Below are 21,211 nucleotides of genomic sequence, written 5' to 3'. Positions count from 1 at the left end.
CGGACATCCGTCGCCCTCCTCACCCCGGCATGCCGCCGCCGCCCGTGGCGACCCGTTCGGCGACACGCTCCCGCATCGAGCGGAGGATGTCGCGGATGAACTCGGGATCCTCCCAATCGTACTCGCAGCGCAGCGACGACCACGCCTCGGACACGACCTCGGGCGGCGAGGCGATCAGGTCGTCCAGCCATTCGAGTAGCGCCGGGCATTGGCTCTGTAAGACCATTCCGACACCAAAGCCGACACAGTCCTCGACCGTGTGGCCACCGTACTCGAGAGCCCCTTGATAGAAACCTTCGGAGGCTCGCTGAAAGCTCGCGGGAATTTTCATGGGGAGGTCCTTCAGTCGAAGTTCATCGGGTAGGCCGTGTGGATGCGGAATCCCCGCAACCGTCCGGGGTCGTGTATGAGGACGACGGCGACGCCACTCGCCTCCCGGTAGTGCACGCTGCCTCGGGCGAGAGAGGCGACGGCCTCGCGTCCGGTTCTGGTCCCGAGCTCCAGATAAACCGCCTGGAACGGAACGACTCCCGACCCGACGGCCGACACCGTGTCGGCATTTGCGTCCAATGTCGCGTTGACCAGCGCATTGGCGCTCTCGATCGTATCGAACGTACCCGCTCGCGCGTCACCTCTCTTGCGAGCCCTCGAAGTCGACAAGTTGGAGACGGCCTCGATTGCGAGCTGATCGTCGGTCATCCCGACATGCAATTTCAATGTGTGCCCGTTCTTGAAGTCTTCTTCGGAGCGCAGATCGACCGGCCCCTGATCGAACGGCCCCGCAACCCGGACCCGTCCGTCCGCCCCTGCGTCCGGCGTCACGGCGTCGGGATCGCCGACCCGGGCCGTCGACGACCATCCGGTGTCGGTCCAGCGGCCCTGGCCGTCGCGAGGCTGAGCCGGATCGAAGTTCGCTCGGCGTTCGAGCAGGAGGAGAAGCCGAAGCCCAGCCAGGATCACCCAGTCGCCGGCGAGACGGCTCCGAAGGGCTCGTGTTTCGATGTCCGTGAAGTCGGTGCGGAACATACCCGCATTCCATGTATCTTTCGCTCACACGATCATCACGCGCGATTTCGGACCGGGAACATTTCCCGATCGTGCTCGCAGACCCGGGCACCGCCCCACGCCCCACGACCCCGATCGGTAGCGGGCGCCGTCATCCCGACGTCACCGGAAATGTCGCTCCATTTTCGCTCAAATCTTGGGCATCGCGCCGCAAGTCTATGCAATATCGGCCGATATGCGTATTTTCCTGCCGCTCCAAGCCGCTTGCGCGGCTCTTTTCGGCAGCCGAATATGATCCTCGCAGCATGCTTCGGATCTGCGAACCGCGAGGAGACGCGAAGTCGATGGTGGCCACGGCCTTTGACGAGATGTCCGCATTCGGTACCGAGGTGCGGCCCGGTTACGAAATCGTCGCGAACTGGTTGCGCGATACCCCCGCCGAGATCCTGACCCAGCGCCAGCACGAGGCGGAGCTGCTGTTCCGCCGCATCGGCATCACCTTCAACGTCTATGGCGACGCCGAGGGCGAGGAGCGCCTGATCCCCTTCGACATCGTGCCGCGCGTCATCGCCCGCCCCGAATGGGAGAAGCTGGCCGAAGGCCTGCGCCAGCGCGTCACCGCGCTCAACATGTTCCTGAAGGACGTCTATTCGAAGGGCGAGGTGGTCAAGGCCGGCATCATTCCGGAAGACCTCGTCTACAAGAACCCCTGCTATCGCCCTGAAATGCAGGGGATTTCCCTGCCCCACGACATCTGGGTGTCGATCGCCGGCATCGATCTCGTCCGCGTCGACCCCGACACGTTCTACGTTCTGGAAGACAACGCCCGCACCCCCTCCGGCGTCTCCTACATGCTGGAGAACCGCGAGGTCATGCTGCGGCTCTTCCCGGAACTGTGCTCGCACCATCGCATCGCTCCGGTCGAGAACTACGCCGACGAGCTGCTGGCGACGCTGAAGTCGATGGCGCCGCGCACCGCCTCGGCCGACCCCAACGTCTGCCTGCTCACCCCCGGCCCCTTCAACTCCGCCTATTACGAGCACTCCTTCCTCGCCGACAAACTCGGCACCGAGCTGGTCGAGGGCTCCGACCTCTACGTGCGCGAGAACGTGGTCTACATGCGCACGACCGAGGGACCGAAGCGCGTCGACGTGATCTACCGCCGCATCGACGACGACTTCATCGATCCGCTGACCTTCCGCCCGGATTCGATCCTCGGCGTGCCCGGCCTGATCTCGGCCTATCGCGCCGGCAACGTGACGCTCGCCAACGCGGTCGGCACCGGCGTCGCCGACGACAAGGCGGTCTATTCCTACATGCCGGAGATCATCCGCTTCTATACCGGCAAGGACGCCATCCTGAACAACGTGCCGACCTGGCGCTGCCGCGAGCCGGACGCGCTGAAGCACGTGCTCGACAACCTGCCCGATCTCGTCGTCAAGGAAGTCGACGGGTCCGGCGGCTACGGCATGCTGGTCGGCCCCAAGGCCGACAAGGCCAAGATCGAGGCCTTCCGCGCCAAACTGAAGGCCCATCCGGAGAAGTTCATCGCCCAGCCGACGCTGGCGCTGTCGACCTGCCCGACCTTCGTCGACGAGGGCATCGCGCCCCGTCACGTCGACCTGCGCCCCTATGTGCTGAACGGCGCCGACGGCGTGCGCATCGTGCCCGGCGGCCTCACCCGCGTCGCCCTCCAGGAGGGATCGTTGGTGGTCAACTCCAGCCAGGGCGGCGGCACCAAGGACACTTGGGTGGTCGACGTCGCCTCGCCCAAGGTCGCCCAGCAGCACCAGCAGCAGCAGTCCGCCCCCCTCGTCTGAACCGACCTGCCGAAAGCGCGCATCGCCTTTCGAGGAACCGCCCATGCTCAGCCGCACTGCAGACAGTCTCTTCTGGCTCTCCCGCTACGTCGAACGCGCCGAGAACACGGCGCGCATCATCGACACCGCCTCCCGCCTCGCCACGCTGCCCTCCGGCTACGGCGCCTCGACCAACGAGTGGGAATCCGCCCTCGCCGCCACCGGCTGCCTCTCCGCGTTCAAGGACGTCTACGGCGAGGATCCGACCGCCGAATCCGCGGTCGACTTCCTCGCCTTCTCGCCGGCCAACCCGTCCTCGATCAAGAACTGCCTCGAGGTGGCGCGCTTCAATGCCCGCGCCGTGCGCACCGCGCTCACCGCCGAGATGTGGGAGACGATCAACTCCGCCTGGCTCGAGCTGAAGAACTACGGCCCCGGCGAACTCGACCTCTCCCAGCTCGCCGACTTCCTGCGCTTCGTGAAGCGGACCTCGCTCGCCTTCGACGGCTCCGCCTATCGCACGATGCTCCGGAACGACAATTACTGGTTCTCCCGCCTCGGCGTCTTCATCGAGCGCGCCGACGCCACCGCCCGCCTGATCGACGTGAAATATCACGTGCTCCTGCCGCCCGAGAGCCACGTCGGCGGCGGCATCGACTATTTCCAATGGTCGTCGATCCTGCGCGCGGTCTCGGCTCAGACCTCCTACCACTGGGTCTACCGCCAGAGCCTCAAGCCGTGGCTGGTCGCCGATCTGATGATCCTCAACACGCAGATGCCGCGCTCGCTCGCCGCCTGCTACGCCAGCCTCACCCGCAATCTCGACCAGATCGCGCAGGGCTACGGCCGCCAGGGCGCCTCTCAGCGCGCCGCCCGCTCGACTTTCACCCGGCTCGAGAGTACCGACATCGACACGATCATCGCCGGCGGTCTGCACGAGTTCCTCGCCGAATTCGTCGCCGACAACAGCCGGCTCGGTGCGCTGATCACCGAACAGTATCTGGTCTGAACCATGCGCCTCGCCATCACCCACGAGACGGTCTACCGTTTCGAGAATCCCGCCGTTCGCGCCATCCAGACCCTGCGTCTGACGCCGCGGACCACCGAGAACCAACTGATCGACAGTTGGCGCATCGACGTCTCCCAGGACTGTCGGCTGTCGCCGGTCGAGGATGCCTTCGGCAACCTCACCCATTCCTTCTCCATCGACGGGCCGATCGACGAACTGTCGATCGTCGCCTCCGGCGAGGTGGTGACCGAGGACACCGCCGGGGTGCTCCACACGACCCGTGAACGCCTGCCGCTCACCGTGTTCCGGCGCGAATCCGGCCGGACCCCGATCGAGCCGGCCACCCGCGCCTTCGCCGAGGCGCTCGCCGCCGAGGGCGACGGAGACCGCCTCGGTCTGCTCCATCGCATGATGGACCGCCTGCACGAGACCATCGCCGTCGAGCCCACCACCGAGAGCCGCCTGCCGCACGAGGTTCTGGCGGCCGGGACCGCCTCGGTCGAGGATCTCGCCCATCTCTTCGCGGCCGCCGCCCGTGCGCTCGACATCCCGGCCCGCTACGTCTCCGGCTTCCTCTACGATCCCGAGGTGTCCGTCACCGACGCGCCCCATGCCTGGATCGAAGCCCATCTCGGTCCCGCCCTCGGCTGGGTCGGTTTCGACGCCGCCGAGAACTGCTGCCCGACCGATCGCTGGGTGCGTCTCGCCGTCGGCCTCGACAGCCTCGACACCATGGCGATCCGTGGCGTGCGGACCAGCTTCGGCGAGGAGACGGTGGAGACCCGCATCACCGTGCGCGAGATTGCGCGCGCCTGATCCGGGCACCCGCGCCACACTCGTATACGATTCGGGAAAGGCCCCGTTTCCGGCCGGTTGCGCATCGCACCCGCCTTCCCTATGGTCCCCCCGCCTCGTCGTCGGCCGTGACGGGCCGTGACGAAATTCGCCATCGAAGGACGGTGCGATGACTTATTGCGTGGGAATTCTGGTCCGTGAGGGCCTGGTGATGATCGCCGACACCCGCACCAACGCGGGCCTCGACAACATCGCCACCTTCCGCAAACTCAACGTCTTCGAGAAACCGGGCGACCGCATCGTCACCATCGCCACCGCCGGCAATCTCGCCATCTCCCAGTCGGTGATCTCGCTGATCACGGAGGGCCTCGAGAATCCCGAGACCGGCGAGACCGAGACGATCTGGAATCAGACCTCGATGTTCCGCTGCGCCCAGCTGGTCGGCCGCGCCATCCGCGAGGTGTGGCGGCTCGACGGGCCGATGCTCGAGAAGAAGAACCTCACCTTCGACGTCACCATGCTGCTCGGTGGCCAGATCGAGGGCGGTCGCCTGCGCCTCTTCATGATCTACGCCGCCGGCAACTTCATCGAGGCGACCATCGACACGCCCTATCTGCAGATCGGCGAGCACAAATACGGCAAGCCGATCCTCGATCGCGCCGTCAAATACGACTACGACCTCCAGGACGCGCTGAAGCTCGGCCTGATCTCGATGGATTCGACCATGCGCTCGAACCTCGGCGTCGGCATGCCGATCGATCTGGCGGTGATCCGCCGCGACGACATCCGCGCCGAGCTGAACCACCGCATCGAACAGGGCGAGCCCTATTTCCACGACCTGCGCGAACGCTGGTCGGCGGCGTTGCGCAAGGCGCACCAGGACATCCCGCGCCCGCCCTACGGCGTCACCCCCCGCTGACGGCCGGACCGGGGCGTCGCAGACCGACGCCCCGCCCGCTTCAATGCAGACGGAAGATCCCGTCGACGCGCTTCCATTCCGACGCCGCGATCATCTGGGCATGCGTCACCTCGACCGAATGGATCGGCCCGTCGAGTTCGCGCTCCCAGAACTCGAGAAACTTCTCGAGCTGTGGGAATTTCGGCGCCATGTCGTAGTCCTGCCAGACGTAGCTCTGCAGCAGAGCCCTGCAGTCGGGCATCCGATAGAGAATGTGGGCGGTGGTGAGAGAATACCCTTCCAACTGACGGCGGAAGGCATCGTCGATACGCGGCTCCGGCATGGAATGACCCTCCTCGTGAACGGCGCGACGGAAAGCGTCGCCGCCCCGTTCCATGCAAGCGTGATACCGTTTATAAACCTTTACCATCAATGACTTGGCAGCCGACGATCGAGACTGCTGCCAATCTCCTCCGCGCCCTCCCAGGCGCCCCTGCGACGACGGCGCGCTTGCCGCCCGCCGCGCCTCGCGACACCGTCGCGAAAAAGCCCGGGAGAGAAGACGCCATGCCGATCGCCGCCCTGATCTTCGACGTCGACGGAACCCTCGCCGAGACCGAGGAGGTTCACCGCGCGGCCTTCAACCGGACCTTCGCCGAGGCGGGATTGCCCTGGGTCTGGGACGTCGACCTCTACCGCGAGCTTCTGAAGGTGACCGGCGGCAAGGAGCGCATCCGCCGATGGCTCGCGATGCTCGGCGCCGACGCCCCCGCCCTCTCCGACGCCGGCCTCGCCACCCTCCATGCCGCCAAGAACACGGTCTACGGCGAGATCGTGCGCTCCGGCGCCTGCGCCCTGCGCCCCGGCGTCGCGACGCTGGTCGAAGAGGCGCGGGCGCGCGGCCTGCGACTGGCGATCGCCACCACCACCTCGCGCGCCAACGTCGAGGCGCTGCTGCCGGCGACCTTCGGTCCCGACGGCCCGTCGCTCTTCGAGGTGGCGATCTGCGGCGAGGACGTGGTGGCCAAGAAACCGGCACCCGATGCCTATCTCCGCGCCCTCGAGGATCTGCGCCTGCCGGCCGAGGCCTGCCTCGCCCTCGAGGATTCCGCCAATGGCCTCGCCGCCGCGACCGCCGCGGGCCTACGCACGATCGTCGCGCCCTCGCTCTATACCGCCCACGAACACTTCGACGGCGCCGAGGCGGTGCTCGCCGATCTCGCCGCCTTCGATCTCGCCGTCGCCCTCGCCCGGTCCTGAGACGCGCGAGGACCGGGTGTGACGCCGTTCACCGTGCTGGCACTCCTTCGTGGGGAGTGCCAATTTTTTTGCGTGGCCCTCTTGATCCCGGCGGCGATCTCTCCCAGATGATCGCCACCGGCACCGCGCCTCGCTCTCCGGAGGATCCTCCGTATCGAGCGGCGGGACGTGAGGCCGGCCAGTCGGGAGCCCATCCGGGTCCCGCCCACTCAACTGTCCCTCGATTGGAGGATGAGTTCCATGAAGTTCCGACCGCTGCACGATCGGGTCGTCGTCAAGCGCATCGAAGCCGAGCAGAAGACCGCCGGCGGCATCATCATCCCCGGCACCGCCCAGGAGAAGCCGCAGGAAGGCGAAGTCGTCGCCGTCGGCCCGGGTGCCCGCGACGAGAAGGGCGCGCTCGTCGCCCTCGAGGTGAAGGCCGGCGACAAGGTGCTGTTCGGCAAGTGGTCCGGCACCGAGGTCAAGATCGACGGTCAGGATCTCCTGATCATGAAGGAGAGCGACATCCTGGGCATCGTCGCCTGACGGCGACCGGCTCGGCCTCGCGCCGGAGCCCCCAAACCGCTCTTCTCCCACCGACCCCGTTCTCAATTCAGGAGTAGGCCACAATGGCTGCCAAGGACGTCAAGTTCTCCATCGATGCGCGCGAGAAGATGCTGCGCGGCGTCGACATCCTCGCCAACGCGGTGAAGGTCACCCTCGGCCCCAAGGGCCGCAACGTCGTCATCGAGAAGTCCTACGGCGCGCCGCGCATCACCAAGGACGGTGTGTCGGTCGCCAAGGAGATCGAGCTCGAGGACAAGTTCGAGAACATGGGCGCCCAGATGGTGCGCGAAGTGGCCTCGAAGACCAACGATCTCGCCGGTGACGGCACCACCACCGCGACCGTTCTCGCCCAGGCCATCGTCAAGGAAGGCGCCAAGGCGGTCACCGCCGGCATGAACCCGATGGATCTGAAGCGCGGCATCGACCTCGCCACCGCCGCCATCGTCGCCGACCTCCAGGCTCGCGCCAAGAAGGTGACCTCCAACGAGGAGATCGCCCAGGTCGGCACCATCTCCGCCAACGGCGACACCGAGATCGGCGCCTTCCTCGCGGAAGCGATGCAGAAGGTCGGCAACGAGGGCGTCATCACCGTCGAGGAAGCCAAGTCGCTCGTCACCGAGCTCGACGTCGTCGAGGGCATGCAGTTCGACCGCGGCTACCTCTCGCCCTACTTCGTCACCAACACCGACAAGATGCGCGCCGAGCTCGAGGAGCCCTACATCCTCATCCACGAGAAGAAGCTGTCGTCGCTCCAGGCGATGCTGCCGATCCTCGAGGCCGTCGTGCAGACCGGCCGTCCGCTCCTCATCATCGCCGAGGACGTCGAGGGCGAGGCGCTCGCCACCCTCGTGGTCAACAAGCTGCGTGGCGGCCTGAAGATCGCCGCCGTCAAGGCGCCGGGCTTCGGTGATCGCCGCAAGGCCATGCTCGAGGACATCGCGATCCTGACCAACGGCCAGGTGATCTCCGAGGATCTCGGCATCAAGCTCGAGACCGTGACCCTCGACATGCTCGGCCGCGCCAAGAAGGTGACGATCGAGAAGGAGAACACCACGATCGTCGACGGCACCGGCGCCAAGGCCGACATCGACGCCCGCGTCGCCCAGATCAAGGCTCAGATCGAGGAGACCACCTCCGACTACGATCGCGAGAAGCTCCAGGAGCGTCTCGCCAAGCTGGCCGGCGGCGTCGCGGTGATCCGCGTCGGCGGCGCCACCGAGATCGAGGTCAAGGAGAAGAAGGACCGCGTCGACGATGCGATGCACGCCACCCGTGCCGCCGTCGAGGAAGGCATCCTGCCGGGCGGCGGCGTCGCCCTGCTGCGCGCCCTCGCCTCGCTCGACGCCGTCGTGACCGCCAACGCCGACCAGAAGACCGGCGTCGACATCGTCCGCAAGGCGATCACCGCCCCGGCCCGCCAGATCGCCCTCAACGCGGGTGACGACGGCTCGATCGTGGTCGGCAAGATCCTCGAGAACGCCGACGCCTCCTTCGGCTGGAACGCTCAGACCGGCAAGTACGGCGACATGTTCGCCTTCGGCGTGATCGACCCGGCCAAGGTGGTGCGTTGCGCTCTCCAGGACGCGGCCTCGGTCGCGGGCCTTCTGATCACCACCGAGGCGATGATCGCCGAGAAGCCCAAGAAGGACGCCGCTCCGGCCATGCCGGCGGGTGGTATGGGCGGCATGGACTTCTGATCGAAGATCGGAAGGCCATGAGAGCCGCCCATCACTGAAGTGCCGAAGTCGGGCAAGCCCGACTTCGGTGGCGGCACGGACTTCTGATCGAAGATCGGAAGACCACCGAATCGAGAGAGTGCGAGAGGCGGCCGAAGGGCCGCCTCTTTCGCGTTTCCGCCGGCCGTTTCCCGCCCGGACCGGGCGCGACCGCTCTTCCCGGTTGCTCGGAGTCGAATTTGCACGAAATTTCACCACTGCGCGACCAAAGTTCCGCTGGGTAAGCGTAAACCCTTGTTAATGCTCACTCCACACACTTCAATCATCAGAACGAGCCGTCGTCGGATCGACTGCCACCGGAGTGTTCCATGCGTTCGAGCCAGAAAGTCGCCGCATTGCGAGGGGTCCTTCCCTCGGTGTCGATCAAGACCCGAATCTGGGCCCTCGCCTTCGTCTCCATCGCCGGCCTCGTCGGCGCCGGTGGGTTCGTGTGGCTGGGCAACCGCGATCTCGACGCCGCGATCGAACGGCGCGACGCCTATTCGGCGCTCGCCACCGTCGTCCGCGACATCCGCTCCGACGTCCTCGAATTGCGCTCCGGCGTGGTCACCCTCGCCGCCGACCGCAACAAGCTGATCGCCGACCGCTTCCACGACCGCGCCCGGATCGCCCGCACCGACATCGATCGGCTCGTCGGGCTGCCGTTGGCGCGCGACATCGCCGATGAGACCGCCGCCCTCGGCGACGGTTTCGCCACGGCGCTCGACCGCTTCACCCCCCTCGAGACCACGCTCGGCCGCATCGGCTGGACGCCGACCGAGGGCCTCAACGGCCTCGTCGCCGAGACCGCCGACGCCGTCGAACGGCCGATCCGTTCGCTCACCCTCGGCGAGGGCGGCGAAGGCGCCTTCCGCCTCGCCCAGGCCTTCGCCCAATTGCGCGCCGACCGCTGGCGCTACGGCGTGACCCTCGACCAGTCCGCGCTCGGCGGCGTCGACGCCTCGATCGGCCGCATCACCCGCGCGCTGCCCCGGGCCGGCTTCGACGAGGAGACCCGCAAGGCCGTCGCCACCGCCGTCGCCACCCATGCCGAAGCGGTCCAGAACTGGATGACCGCAACCGGCGACGCCGTCCTCGAGCGCGATCGCGTCCTCGACACCATCGACCTGATGCTGCCCGTGATGGCCAAGATCGAGACCTTCTCCGCCGCCGGGCTCGCCACCGCCGACACCGACCTCGCCGCCGGCCGCCGGCGCACGCAGATCGCCCTCGTCGCCACCATTCTCGCCGCCCTCGCCGCCTCGCTGGTGCTCTCCATCCTGACCGCGCGCTCGATCCTGCGTCCGCTCGGCCGCCTCAAGCAGTCGATGGACACGATCGCCGCCGGCGATCACCGCGCCACCGTCGCCGACGTCGAGCGCGGCGACGAGATCGGCGCCATGGCCCGCGCCGTGGTGGTCTTCCGCGACAGCGCCGTCGAGCGCGACCGGCTCTCCGCCGACCAGATCCACGAGGCCGAGGATCGCTCGCGCCGCGCCGAATCGATCGACGCCGCCGCCCGCCGCTTCGAGACCTCCACCAGCGCGGTGCTCCAGTCGATCCGCGCCACTGCCGGCGACCTCGACCGTTCCGCCGGCCGCCTCGATCAGGCCGCCGTCCTCGTCGGCGACGGCGCCGGCCGGGCGCGCGCCTCGGTGGAGAACGCCGGCCGCGACATCACCGCCGCCGGCGGCGCGACCGAGGAACTCGCCGCCTCGATCGCCGAGATCGCCGCGCGCACCCGCACCTCCGCCGAGGTCGCCCAGACCGCCGTCGCCCAGACCCGTCGCACCGCCGAGCACCTCGGCACCTTCGCCGATCTCGCCCGCCGCATCGGCGACGTCGTCGGCCTCATCCGCGACATCGCCGAACAGACCAACCTCCTCGCCCTCAACGCCACCATCGAGGCGGCCCGCGCCGGGGACGCCGGACGCGGCTTCGCCGTCGTCGCCGGCGAGGTGAAGGCGCTCGCCACCCAGACCGCCCGCGCCACCGAGGACATCGCCGCCCAGGTCACCGCGATCCGCGACGCCTCCGGCGAGGCCGTCGCCGCGGTCGGCACCGTCGACGAGACCATCAACCAGATGGCCGCCATCGCCGACGCCGTCGCCACCGCGATGGCCGAGCAGAGCGCCGCCGTCACCTCGATCGCCGAGGGCATGCATCACGCCACCAACGAGTCGCGCACCGGCGCCGAGGCGATCGAGGGCGCCTCCCACACCGCCGGCGACGTCGGCGCCATGGCCGGCGACGTCGGCCGCCTCGCCGGCGATCTCGGTCACCGCGCCGAGGATCTCGCCGGGGAGATCGATCGCTTCCTGAAGTCGATCGCCGCCGCCTGAGGCCGGGCTCGCCCGGCTCCGGACGGGCGGCCTCGCTTTCGCCTCATCCCTCACTCAGACCCGCGCGAACGTGGGAGATCCGCCCTCATCCGATTCGCTTCACCGAACCCGAGTTCCGAGATGTCATCGACCCGTCCCCGCCTCACGCGTCGCGCGCTCCTCGCGGGAACCGCCGTCGGTCTGATCGGTCTCGCCGCCCCCGCCGCCGCCGCGCGCAAGCGCGCGACCGCCGAGACGCAGGCGCGGGGCGCCGCCGAAACGACGCCCCTCCCCGTTCCGCCCCTGGTCGAGATCACCCCCGGCACCGTCCACGACCTCGTCGCCGAACCCGGCACCCACGCCTTCCTGAAGGATCGGCCGGTCGCGGTCGCCGGCTACGGCGGCGGCTACATGGGCCCCGCGCTCAAGCTGAAACGCGGCGAGACCGCACGGATCCGCCTCGTCAATCGCCTCGACCGCCCGACCAACCTCCATTGGCACGGCCTCCTGGTCGAGGGCCGCTTCGACGGCGGCGCCGTCCCGCTGATCGCCCCCGGGGAGAGCTGGGAGACGCCGCTCGCCGTCGACCAGCCCGCCACCACGCTCTGGTATCACGCCCATGTCCCCGGCCACGCGGCGCGCGACCTCCACGACGGTCTCGCCGGCCTCCTCGTCGTCGAGGACGAGATCGCCGCCACGCTCGGCCTGCCCTCGACCTGGGGCGTCGACGATCTGCCGCTGGTGCTCCAGGACCGCGACTTCGACGAGGCCGGCCGGCCGGTCCTGCCGCCGCCCGAGGTCTCGCTCCGGCACGGATTCCGGGGCCGCACGCCGATCGTCAACGGTGTCGCCGGCGCCGTCGCCCGGGTGCCGGAACGGCTCGTGCGCCTGCGCCTCCTCAACGCGTCGAGCGCCCGGACCTGGCGCCTCGCCTTCGAGGATCGTCGCGCCTTCCATCTGATCGCCACCGACGCCGGCTTCCTCGACGTTCCGGTCGAGCTGACCTTCCTGCCGCTCGCCCCCGGCGAGCGCGCCGAGATCCTGGTCGATTTCGCGGTCGGCGCGGTCGCGCTCGTCACCGAGCCCGATCCACACGAATTCCGCCTGGGTCACGCCGTGACGGTGGTCCCGGACGTCCTGACCGGCCCGACCGGCGTCCTCGCCTTCGAGACCATCCGCGCCGACGGCCCCGCCCCGACCCGGCCGAAGACGCTGGCGACGCTGCCGACCCTGCCGCGATCGACCCTCGGCATGCCCCGCCGCCGGTTCGAGCTGCGCGTGCGCCCGGGTATCGAGGTCGCGACCGGCGTCGCCGGACACGATCACGCCGCGCGCGCCACCGTCGTCGACGCCGAGCCCGGCCCCTCCGTCGGGGCGCCCGTCGGCGGTGTCGATCCCGTCGCCCTCGGCCCGCCGCCGCGCCTCACCATCAACGGCAAGCGCTTCGCCGCCGGCCGTGTCGACGAGCAGGTGCGCCTCGGCGCCACCGAGATCTGGGAGATCGTCACGCCCGACATGGCCCACCCGTTCCACCTGAGCGGGGCCCACTTCCGCGTGCTGAGCGAGGATGGCGACCGGCCGAAACTGTGGAACGCCGGCCTCAAGGACACCGTCCTGGTGGAGAACAGCGCCGAACTGCTGGTGACCTTCACCGAGCGCGCCGATCCGGCCGCGCCCTTCGTCTATCGCTGCCAGATGCTCGAACACGAGGACGGCGGCATGATGGGCACCTTCACCGTCACCTGACCCCGGTCGCCATGGCGACCACCGGACGACAGTCGCCGCGGCGGCGCCACGCCCATGCCGCCGGCTCGGGCGACGGCGGTCAGGGCACCTGAACCGACTTCAGATAGGCGAGGAACACCGCGATCTCGCGTTCCGTCATCTTGACCTGCGGCATTTCGGGATGGCCGACCACGACGCCTTCGGCCAGCGCCTCCTCGAGGCTCTCGACCGGATATTTGCGCCCGAGCTCGCGGAAACGCGGCGCCTTCGCGTCGGCGCCGTCGCCGGTGGGACCGATCGCGTGACACGGCGCGCAGGCATCCATGGCGATCTTGCGGCCCTCGGCGATCGCGCCGTCGTCGGCGCGCGCCGCTCCCGTCGCCCCAGAGACCACCCAGATCGCGATCGCGAGACCGCGCATGCCACGCCCGAACATGATCGAACTCCCTTGCACCCGATCGTCGGGATGGACCGATTCGCGACGGCTCGCAACGGCCGCGCCCGCTCCGCGACGCCACGTCGAAGGCCCCCGTGACATTCGAACGCGATCGGGTTCCTCCCGATGAGCCGAGCCGCGACCCGTGACACTATGAACGATGCGACGAACAACCCGGGGAACGCCGTCATGCCCGCAGAACTGGTCGCCCACATGCGCAATTTCGGAATGGACGCGCGCGGCGTCGAACTGGTCCGCGCCCATTCCATGCCGCTCGCCCGCCATCTCGGCGAGGTGGTCGACGCCTATTACGCCCATCTCGCGGCGAGCGATCTCGCCCCCCTGATGCGCGCGGACCGGATCGACGATCTCAAGATGCTGCGCGCCAATCATTGGCGCCTGCTGCTCGCCGCCGATTTTCCCGCCATTCGCGCCCATTACGCCGAGAAGATGGGCCCGCGGCTGGTCGACGGCGGCTTCCCGCGCTCGGTCTTCGTCCTCGCCGCCGAATGGTTCGCGGTCGAATTCGCCCGCGTCGTCGACCGCGAGGAGGACATTCCCCGCACGATCCGCCCGGCGCTGCGCGCCGCGCTGACGCGCTTCGCCTTCTTCGATCTCGCGCTCGCCCTCACGAGCCGCGAGGTCGCCTGGATCGATTGAGCGCGAGACGCGCGGACCCGCTCAGAGCGGCGGCAACACGCGATAGGTCCGGTCGACGTAGAGCAACGCCGGACGCGCCGCCCCCACGCGCACCGCCTGAACGGTGCCGAAGATCACCGTGTGCGAGCCGACGTCCTCGCTCGCCGTCACCCGGCAATCGAACGCCGCCCGCGCATCGGTCAGGACCGGGGCTCCGGTCGCCGCCCGCGTCCAGGTGCCGTGCGCGAAACGGTCGGGATGATCGATCCCCCCGACGCCGGCGAAGACCCCGGCGAGCGCCTCCTCCCCGGCGAACAGCGTGTTGACGCAGAAGACCCCGTTCCGGCGCAGGATGGTGGCGAGGCGCCCGGTCCGGTTGAGGCAGATCAGCACCGTCGGCGGCGCGTCGGAGACCGAGGTCACCGCCGTCATCGTCGCCCCGCCCGGGCCGGCTGGTCCGTCGGTGGTGATCACGTGCACCGCCCCGGCGACCCGGCTCATCGCATCGCGATAATCGGCGCCCGAAACCTCGCCCCCCGAAACTGAGACCGACGTCTCCACGTCCCCGCTCTCGACGACCACGCTCTTCCTCGCTGCCCTCGTCATTCCACACCCCTCACTCGCCGGCTCCTCCTTTCGAACGAGAAGCCGTGAGCGCTAGTCTGACAGAGGCGAATATAGAAACTCCTAAGGTCGCGGCCAGGGCGGCGAGGGCGGCGCGATTCGCCGCGCGCGGCCCCGTCGAGCCGCATATCGTCACATTTCGTCCACCGCCCGCCGATCGACCGGAAAAAACATGCTCCGCCGACGCGAAAGATCGGCGAAGTCGCGCAAACCGCTTTCATCGGCTTCATGCCCTCGCTCGCGGCACGGGAGCCATGCTCTGGGACCATACCACGGGGACGGCGGACGAACCGCCCATGCGAGAAATTTCTTCCGGTCACTCTCCGTTCCCGGGAGAAAAATACTTTTGTGCAGGGGATTTGACGACGCGAATTGTCTCATCCTAAGGTGCGCCTCACGAACTCGGCGAAATTGGGACGCTCTCACGCCCCTCCTCTCGCCGATCCTCTTCTTCGCGCCGCTGCGGCATTCCGACACTGGTCGCCCCGCGACCGTCATCGTCCTTCGATGGGAGCATACGTCCCCGATGGAAGTCTTTCTTCAGCAACTCATCAACGGGATCACCCTGGGGTCGATCTACGGCTTGATCGCCATCGGTTACACGATGGTCTTCGGCATCATCGGCATGGTGAACTTCGCCCACGGCGACGTCTTCATGGTGTCGGCATTCATCGCGGTCATCACGTTTCTCATCGTCACGACGTGGCTGGGGATCGGATCGATCGCGCTGGCACTGTTCATCTGCCTGATCGCCGCCATGGTCCTGACGTCGATCTGGAACTGGACGATCGAACGGGTCGCCTATCGGCCCTTGCGAGGCTCCTTCCGTCTCGCACCCCTGATCTCCGCCATCGGCATGTCGATCTTCCTGTCGAACTTCGTCCAGGTCGCCCAGGGCCCGCGCAACAAGCCGGTCACCCCGATGCTGACCGACGTCATCACCCTGATCCGGTCCGATATCTATTCCGTCACGATCTCCTACAAGCAGATCATGATCTGGGCCGTCACCGCGGTCCTGCTGATGGGCTTCTGGTATCTGGTGCAGAAGACGCCGCTGGGTCGTGCGCAGAGAGCGTGCGAGCAGGATCGCAAGATGGCCTCGCTGCTCGGCATCGACGTCGACCGCACCATCTCGCTGACCTTCGTCATGGGCGCAGCCCTCGCCGCCGTCGCCGGTGTCATGTACATGGTCTACTACGGCGTGGTGAGCTTCTCCGACGGCTTCACGCCGGGCGTGAAGGCCTTCACCGCCGCGGTTCTCGGCGGCATCGGCTCGCTGCCCGGCGCCGTCATCGGCGGCCTCCTGATCGGCCTGATCGAAGTCTTCTGGTCGGCCTATTTCACCATCGACTACAAGGACGTCGCGGCGTTCTCGATCCTCGTCGTGGTGCTGATCTTCATGCCTCAGGGCATCCTCGGCAAACCCGAAGTCGAGAAGGTGTGACCCCATGAGTCATGACGCCCCCGCCGCCGCGCCGTCGATCGACTGGTCGCGCACGCTCAAGGACGCGGTGATCACCGGCCTCATCGCCACCGCGATCCTCGGCCCCTTCATCGGCCTCGTCACCGTGCAGGACATGGAGCATCGGCTCATCCTGCAGACCCGATGGCCGCTGTTCCTGGCGCTGCTCGCCATCCTGGTCGTCGGCCGCCTGCTCCTCCAGATCTTCGTCTGGGGCCGCCCGGCTAAGCCGAAGCGCGCGCCGCTCGCCCTGCCGCCGTCGGTCGAGCGCATCGCCGCGCCCTTCTTCATCGGGTTGCTGTTCGTCTTCCCGATCAGCGTGTTGTTCGCCCTCGGGCCGCAGGGCTCGATCAAGTGGATCGACAACTACGGCATCCAGATCCTGATCTACATCATGCTCGGCTGGGGCCTGAACATCGTCGTCGGCCTCGCCGGCCTGCTCGATCTCGGCTACGTCGCCTTCTACGCGGTCGGCGCCTATTCCTACGCGCTGCTCGCCAAGACCTTCGGCCTGTCGTTCTGGGTGCTGCTTCCGCTCGCCGGCATCCTGGCGTCGTTCTGGGGCATCATCCTGGGCTTCCCGGTGCTGCGCCTGCGCGGCGACTACCTCGCCATCGTGACGCTGGCCTTCGGCGAGATCATCCGGCTGATCCTGATCAACTGGGTCGATTTCACTTCCGGTTACGCCGGCATCTCCGGCATTCCGCGCCCGACGCTCTTCGGCATTCCCTTCAACGCCTCCGACAACGGCTTCGCGGCGACCTTCGGGCTCGAGTTCTCGCCGATCCACCGAACGATCTTCCTCTATTACCTGATCCTCGCCCTGGCGCTCCTCACCGCCTTCGTCACGACGAAACTCAGGCGCCTGCCGATCGGCCGCGCCTGGGAGGCCCTGCGCGAGGACGAGATCGCCTGCCGCTCGCTCGGCATCAACACCACCACCACCAAGCTGACGGCCTTCGCCACCGGCGCCATGTTCGCGGGCTTCGCCGGCTCGTTCTTCGCGGCGCGTCAGGGCTTCATCTCGCCGGAGAGCTTCACCTTCATGGAATCGGCCAACATCCTGGCGATCGTCGTTCTCGGCGGCATGGGCTCGCTGTGGGGCGTGGTGATCGCCGCGGTCGCGTTGGTCGGCGGCTTCGAACTGATGCGTGAGATGGACTTCCTCAAGCTGATCTTCGGCACGGACTTCGATCCGACCCAGTATCGCACCCTGCTCTTCGGCGCCGCCATGGTCGGCATCATGCTGTGGAAGCCGCGCGGTCTCATCTCGACCCGCGAGCCCACCGCCTTCCTCAAGGAGCGCAAGGCCGTGTCCGGCTCGCTCGTCACGGAGGGTCACGGCTGATGTCGCGCTGGCAGACCCAACCCCTGCTCGAGGTCGAGCACCTGACCATGCGCTTCGGCGGACTGGTCGCGATCAACGACCTCTCCTTCACCGTCGGTCAGGGCGACATCACCGCCCTGATCGGCCCCAACGGTGCCGGCAAGACCACGGTCTTCAACTGCATCACCGGCTTCTACAAGCCGACCGAGGGGCGCATCGCGCTGCGCCACGGCGAACAGTCGATCTGGCAGGAACTCCCCCGCGCCACCCAGGCCTCCGGACGCAAGTGGGCCAAGGGCGGCTCCTCCCTGTGGCTGCTCGAGCGCATGCCCGACTTCGAGGTCTCCGCCCACGCCAAGGTCGCCCGCACCTTCCAGAACATCCGCCTCTTCCAGGGCATGACGGTTCTGGAGAACCTCCTGGTCGCCCAGCACAATCCGTTGATGCTGGCGTCCGGCTGGTCGGTCCTCGGCATCCTCGGCTTCTCCGGCTACAAGAAGAGCGAGAAGGCCTCGATCGAGAAGGCCACCTATTGGCTCGACAAGATCGGCCTGATCGATCGCGCCGACGATCCCGCCGGCGACCTGCCCTACGGCGCCCAGCGCCGGCTCGAGATCGCCCGCGCCATGTGCACCGACCCGGTGCTGCTGTGCCTCGACGAACCCGCCGCCGGCCTCAATCCGCGCGAGAGCCTCGAGCTCAACACGCTGCTCCGATCCATCCGCACCGACGAGGGCACCTCGGTCTTGCTCATCGAACACGACATGTCCGTGGTCATGGAAATCTCCGATCACGTCGTGGTGCTCGACTACGGCACCAAGATCTCCGACGGCTCGCCGAGCGAGGTGAAGGCCGATCCGAAGGTCATCGCCGCCTATCTCGGCGTCGAGGACGACGAGGTCGAAGAGATCGAAGCGGAGGTGGCGTCGTGACCGAACCCCTGCTCGCCGTCCGCGGCGTCGAGACCTATTACGGCAACATCATCGCCCTGAAGGGCGTCGACATGGACGTCCACGAAGGGGAGATCGTCACGCTGATCGGCGCCAACGGCGCCGGCAAGTCGACGCTGATGATGACCATCTTCGGGTCCCCCCGCGCCCGCACCGGCCGGATCACCTATGCCGGGGTCGACATCACCAAGATGCCGACCCACGAGATCGCCCGGCTGCGCATCGCCCAGTCCCCCGAAGGCCGCCGCATCTTCCCGCGCATGACCGTCATGGAGAACCTCCAGATGGGCGCGGCGATCGACGATTTCGCCCATGTCGACGAGGATCTCGACAAGGTCTTCGCGCTCTTCCCGCGTCTCAAGGAACGCATCGCCCAACGCGGCGGCACGCTCTCCGGCGGCGAGCAACAGATGCTGGCGATCGCCCGCGCGCTGATGTCGCGGCCGAAGATGCTGCTGCTCGACGAACCCTCGCTCGGCCTCGCGCCGCTGGTGGTCAAGGGCATCTTCGACGCGATCCGCGAGCTGAACCGCACCGAGGGCCTGACCGTGTTCCTGGTCGAGCAGAACGCGTTCCACGCGCTGAAGCTCGCCCATCGCGGCTACGTGATGGTCAACGGCGTCGTCACGATGAGCGGCACCGGGCGGGAGCTCCTGGCCAGTCCCGAGGTCCGCGCCGCCTATCTCGAAGGCGGTCATCACTGATCGGGGGAACGATCCATGCTTCAAGGCATCCTGCACGAAGAAGCCTCGATCTGGCTCTTCCTTCTCGTCACCTGCGTCCTCGGCGGCTGGGCCGCCTGGATGACCGGGCGCGCCATGGCCTCGACCTGGCGCTCGGCGCTGCACCTCTTCGGCTATCTGTTGATTCTCGGCGCCGCGGTGCGGTTCATCCACTTCGCCCTGTTCGACGGCACGCTCCTGTCGCTCCACTATTACGTGGTCGACACCGCCGTCGTGCAGATCATCGGCGCCCTCGGCTATCGCGTGACGCGAGTCACCCAGATGGTCGACAAATACCGTTGGCTCTACGTCGCCGATGGTCCGGTCGCCTGGAAGGATCGGGTCTGAACGACGGCCTCGAAGTCGTCGCACGACCCCGTCGAGGTTTGCGAAACGTGGTTACCGCCGTTCGAGCGAGATCGAACGGCGGCAAACCAATATGACGCGCAGATAGAACGATCCCCCCTTCGCTTTTGCACTGCACAAACGTACGGCAAGTGCTTCGCGCGACCAAATATTACGCAACAGGGGGGATGACAACGACGCGGAAGCGGTGGAGAGTACGCCCACCGGAAAGCGAGATGCCACCCCGACGGGGGCGTCTCGTCCCCGTCGGAGTCGTCTCGGAGCCTCGTCGTTCCGAGGAGGACGGCCGCATGGGGGCCTCCCTCTCCCCGGGGGAGAGGGAACGGACGACGCGGCCCCGCCGCCGGGCACGACGCCCGGTCCAGGGGCGCGACAAGGTTTCGACGTTCGAAGAACGAACGATGGAGAGGAGTAATCCGATGCAGAAGAAGTTGATGACCGGCCTGGTGCTCGCCGCGGGTCTCGCCTGGTCCGGCGTGGCTCAGGCCGACGTCAAGCTCGGCGTGGTCGGCCCGATCACCGGCCCCAACGCCGCCTTCGGCGCCCAGCTCAAGAACGGCACCGAGCAGGCCATCGAGGACATCAACGCCGCCGGTGGCATCCTCGGTCAGAAGATCGAGCTGAGCGTCGGCGACGACGTGTCGGATCCCAAGCAGGGCGTGTCGGTGGCGAACAAGTTCGTCGGCGAGGGCGTCAAGCTGGTGGTCGGCAACTTCAACTCCGGCGTGACCATGCCGACCTCGGAGATCTTCGCCGAGAACGGCATTCTCCAGATCACCCCCTCGGCGACCAACCCGAAGATCACCGAGCGCGGCCTGTGGAACGTCTTCCGCACCTGCGGCCGTGACGACCAGCAGGGCAAGCTGTGGGCGGACTACGCCAAGGCCAACCTGAAGGGCAAGAAGATCGCCATCGTCCACGACAAGACCACCTATGGTCAGGGTCTGGCCGACGCCGCCAAGGGCTTCATGACCGCCGACGGCATCAAGGAAGTCCTCTACGAAGGCGTGAACGCCGGTGAGAAGGACTATTCGGCGCTCGTCTCCAAGATCAAGGCGGCCGGCGCCGACGTGATCATGTGGGGCGGCCTGCACACCGAAGGCGGCCTGATCATCCGCCAGATGCGCGACCAGGGCCTCAAGACCGTCATGCTCTCGGGCGACGGCATCACCTCGGCCGAGTTCGCCTCCATCGGCGGCGACGGCGTGGTCGGCACCCTGATGTCCTTCGGCCCGGATCCGCTCAAGAACCCGGCCGCCAAGAGCGTCATCGAGAAGTTCCGCGCCAAGAAGTACGAGCCGGAGGCCTACACCCTCTACTCCTATGCCGCGGTCCAGATCATGAAGCAGGCGGCGGAGAAGGCCGGCAAGCTCGACCCGAAGGCGATGGCCGACGCCATCCACTCCGGCATGACCTTCAAGACCGTCCTCGGCGACATCTCCTACGACAAGAAGGGTGACCGCAAGGACGTCGACTACGTCATGTACACCTGGAAGAAGATGCCCGACGGCAAGATCGGCTACGAGCAGAACTGATCTCGCTCGGTCCGGGAGGCGGCCCGCCGCCTCCCCACTTCTCGAAGAAGCGCGAAACCGTCGCCGAGGCGCCC

21 protein-coding genes are annotated in these 21,211 nt (G+C 67.6%); 16 read left to right on the top strand and 5 right to left on the bottom strand.

Features of this window, described 5'->3' with window-relative positions; translation table 11 throughout:
* Positions 1-19: 19 nt before the first annotated feature.
* Positions 20-331 carry a hypothetical protein gene (locus J3S89_RS20610; RefSeq protein WP_217930933.1) on the bottom strand — a complete coding sequence of 104 codons (312 nt, stop codon included), beginning with the start codon at positions 329-331 and terminating at the stop codon, positions 20-22.
* Positions 332-342: 11 nt separating this feature from the next.
* Positions 343-1,026 (bottom strand): RNase A-like domain-containing protein, encoded by a 684-nt coding sequence (locus tag J3S89_RS20605; RefSeq protein WP_217930931.1) that lies wholly within the window; start codon positions 1,024-1,026, stop codon positions 343-345.
* 347 nt (positions 1,027-1,373) lie between these two features.
* Here J3S89_RS20605 and J3S89_RS20600 point away from each other — a divergent pair, with 347 nt between their 5' ends.
* The 4 genes from J3S89_RS20600 to J3S89_RS20585 all read left to right on the top strand — a co-directional run bounded on the left by J3S89_RS20600 (position 1,374) and on the right by J3S89_RS20585 (position 5,527).
* Entirely contained in the window at positions 1,374-2,825 is a 1,452-nt protein-coding gene (locus J3S89_RS20600) for a circularly permuted type 2 ATP-grasp protein (RefSeq protein ID WP_238481876.1), read from the top strand.
* Between the two features lie 43 nt (positions 2,826-2,868).
* A complete protein-coding gene (locus J3S89_RS20595) occupies positions 2,869-3,813 on the top strand; it encodes an alpha-E domain-containing protein (protein ID WP_217930929.1) in 945 nt (314 codons plus the stop codon).
* Positions 3,814-3,816: 3 nt separating this feature from the next.
* Positions 3,817-4,629, top strand: a complete 813-nt coding sequence (locus tag J3S89_RS20590) for a transglutaminase family protein (RefSeq protein WP_217930920.1) — start codon at positions 3,817-3,819, stop codon at positions 4,627-4,629.
* Positions 4,630-4,777: 148 nt separating this feature from the next.
* A complete protein-coding gene (locus J3S89_RS20585; RefSeq protein WP_217930917.1) occupies positions 4,778-5,527 on the top strand; it encodes a proteasome-type protease in 750 nt (249 codons plus the stop codon).
* Positions 5,528-5,567: 40 nt separating this feature from the next.
* On the opposite strand, the gene J3S89_RS20580 is transcribed toward J3S89_RS20585, so the two are convergent.
* Complete coding sequence (locus tag J3S89_RS20580) at positions 5,568-5,849, bottom strand: usg protein (RefSeq protein ID WP_217930916.1); 282 nt, start codon at positions 5,847-5,849, stop codon at positions 5,568-5,570.
* 224 nt (positions 5,850-6,073) lie between these two features.
* Between J3S89_RS20580 and J3S89_RS20575 the strand changes: the two genes are divergently transcribed.
* The 5 genes from J3S89_RS20575 (at position 6,074) to J3S89_RS20555 (ending at position 13,097) form a co-directional block, all read left to right on the top strand.
* The gene (locus J3S89_RS20575; RefSeq protein WP_217930914.1) at positions 6,074-6,766 is read left to right on the top strand and encodes an HAD-IA family hydrolase; all 693 of its coding nucleotides are present in this window, start codon (positions 6,074-6,076) and stop codon (positions 6,764-6,766) included.
* A gap of 240 nt (positions 6,767-7,006) precedes the next feature.
* Entirely contained in the window at positions 7,007-7,294 is a 288-nt protein-coding gene (gene groES, locus J3S89_RS20570) for a co-chaperone GroES (protein ID WP_217930912.1), read from the top strand.
* Positions 7,295-7,377: 83 nt separating this feature from the next.
* On the top strand, positions 7,378-9,012 hold the full coding sequence (gene groL / locus J3S89_RS20565) for a chaperonin GroEL (protein WP_217930905.1): 1,635 nt from the start codon (positions 7,378-7,380) through the stop codon (positions 9,010-9,012).
* Between the two features lie 395 nt (positions 9,013-9,407).
* Positions 9,408-11,372 carry a methyl-accepting chemotaxis protein gene (locus tag J3S89_RS23545; protein ID WP_217930903.1) on the top strand — a complete coding sequence of 655 codons (1,965 nt, stop codon included), beginning with the start codon at positions 9,408-9,410 and terminating at the stop codon, positions 11,370-11,372.
* 120 nt (positions 11,373-11,492) lie between these two features.
* Positions 11,493-13,097, top strand: a complete 1,605-nt coding sequence (locus J3S89_RS20555; RefSeq protein WP_217930901.1) for a multicopper oxidase domain-containing protein — start codon at positions 11,493-11,495, stop codon at positions 13,095-13,097.
* Between the two features lie 79 nt (positions 13,098-13,176).
* Here the strand turns inward: J3S89_RS20555 and J3S89_RS20550 are convergent, their stop codons facing one another.
* Positions 13,177-13,512, bottom strand: coding sequence for a c-type cytochrome (locus tag J3S89_RS20550; protein ID WP_230488992.1), 336 nt, complete (start codon positions 13,510-13,512; stop codon positions 13,177-13,179).
* Positions 13,513-13,701: 189 nt separating this feature from the next.
* Here J3S89_RS20550 and J3S89_RS20545 point away from each other — a divergent pair, with 189 nt between their 5' ends.
* On the top strand, positions 13,702-14,172 hold the full coding sequence (locus J3S89_RS20545; protein WP_217930899.1) for a protoglobin domain-containing protein: 471 nt from the start codon (positions 13,702-13,704) through the stop codon (positions 14,170-14,172).
* 21 nt (positions 14,173-14,193) lie between these two features.
* Here J3S89_RS20545 and J3S89_RS20540 read toward each other — a convergent pair whose 3' ends face one another.
* Entirely contained in the window at positions 14,194-14,652 is a 459-nt protein-coding gene (locus J3S89_RS20540; RefSeq protein ID WP_230488991.1) for a flavin reductase, read from the bottom strand.
* A 649-nt stretch (positions 14,653-15,301) separates the two neighbouring features.
* Between J3S89_RS20540 and J3S89_RS20535 the strand changes: the two genes are divergently transcribed.
* The 6 genes from J3S89_RS20535 to J3S89_RS20510 all read left to right on the top strand — a co-directional run bounded on the left by J3S89_RS20535 (position 15,302) and on the right by J3S89_RS20510 (position 21,137).
* Positions 15,302-16,219 (top strand): ABC transporter permease subunit, encoded by a 918-nt coding sequence (locus J3S89_RS20535; RefSeq protein ID WP_217930895.1) that lies wholly within the window; start codon positions 15,302-15,304, stop codon positions 16,217-16,219.
* A 4-nt stretch (positions 16,220-16,223) separates the two neighbouring features.
* The gene (livM, locus tag J3S89_RS20530; protein WP_217930892.1) at positions 16,224-17,585 is read left to right on the top strand and encodes a high-affinity branched-chain amino acid ABC transporter permease LivM; all 1,362 of its coding nucleotides are present in this window, start codon (positions 16,224-16,226) and stop codon (positions 17,583-17,585) included.
* Positions 17,585-18,496, top strand: a complete 912-nt coding sequence (locus J3S89_RS20525; protein ID WP_217930884.1) for an ABC transporter ATP-binding protein — start codon at positions 17,585-17,587, stop codon at positions 18,494-18,496. Before livM ends, J3S89_RS20525 begins: the two co-directional genes overlap by 1 nt.
* 8 nt (positions 18,497-18,504) lie before the next feature.
* Positions 18,505-19,218 (top strand): ABC transporter ATP-binding protein, encoded by a 714-nt coding sequence (locus J3S89_RS20520; RefSeq protein WP_217931082.1) that lies wholly within the window; start codon positions 18,505-18,507, stop codon positions 19,216-19,218.
* Between the two features lie 15 nt (positions 19,219-19,233).
* Positions 19,234-19,584: a DUF6867 family protein gene (locus J3S89_RS20515; protein WP_217930882.1), complete on the top strand. Its 351-nt coding sequence runs from the start codon at positions 19,234-19,236 to the stop codon at positions 19,582-19,584.
* A gap of 437 nt (positions 19,585-20,021) precedes the next feature.
* Complete coding sequence (locus J3S89_RS20510; RefSeq protein ID WP_217930880.1) at positions 20,022-21,137, top strand: branched-chain amino acid ABC transporter substrate-binding protein; 1,116 nt, start codon at positions 20,022-20,024, stop codon at positions 21,135-21,137.
* Positions 21,138-21,211 lie beyond the last annotated feature (74 nt).

Origin of the sequence: Pinisolibacter aquiterrae, from assembly GCF_019160155.1 — a bacterium.
Classification (GTDB): domain Bacteria; phylum Pseudomonadota; class Alphaproteobacteria; order Rhizobiales; family Ancalomicrobiaceae; genus Pinisolibacter; species Pinisolibacter aquiterrae.
The sequence above is the reverse complement of the archived record's forward strand: the minus strand, read 5'-3'. Positions and strand labels throughout refer to the sequence as shown.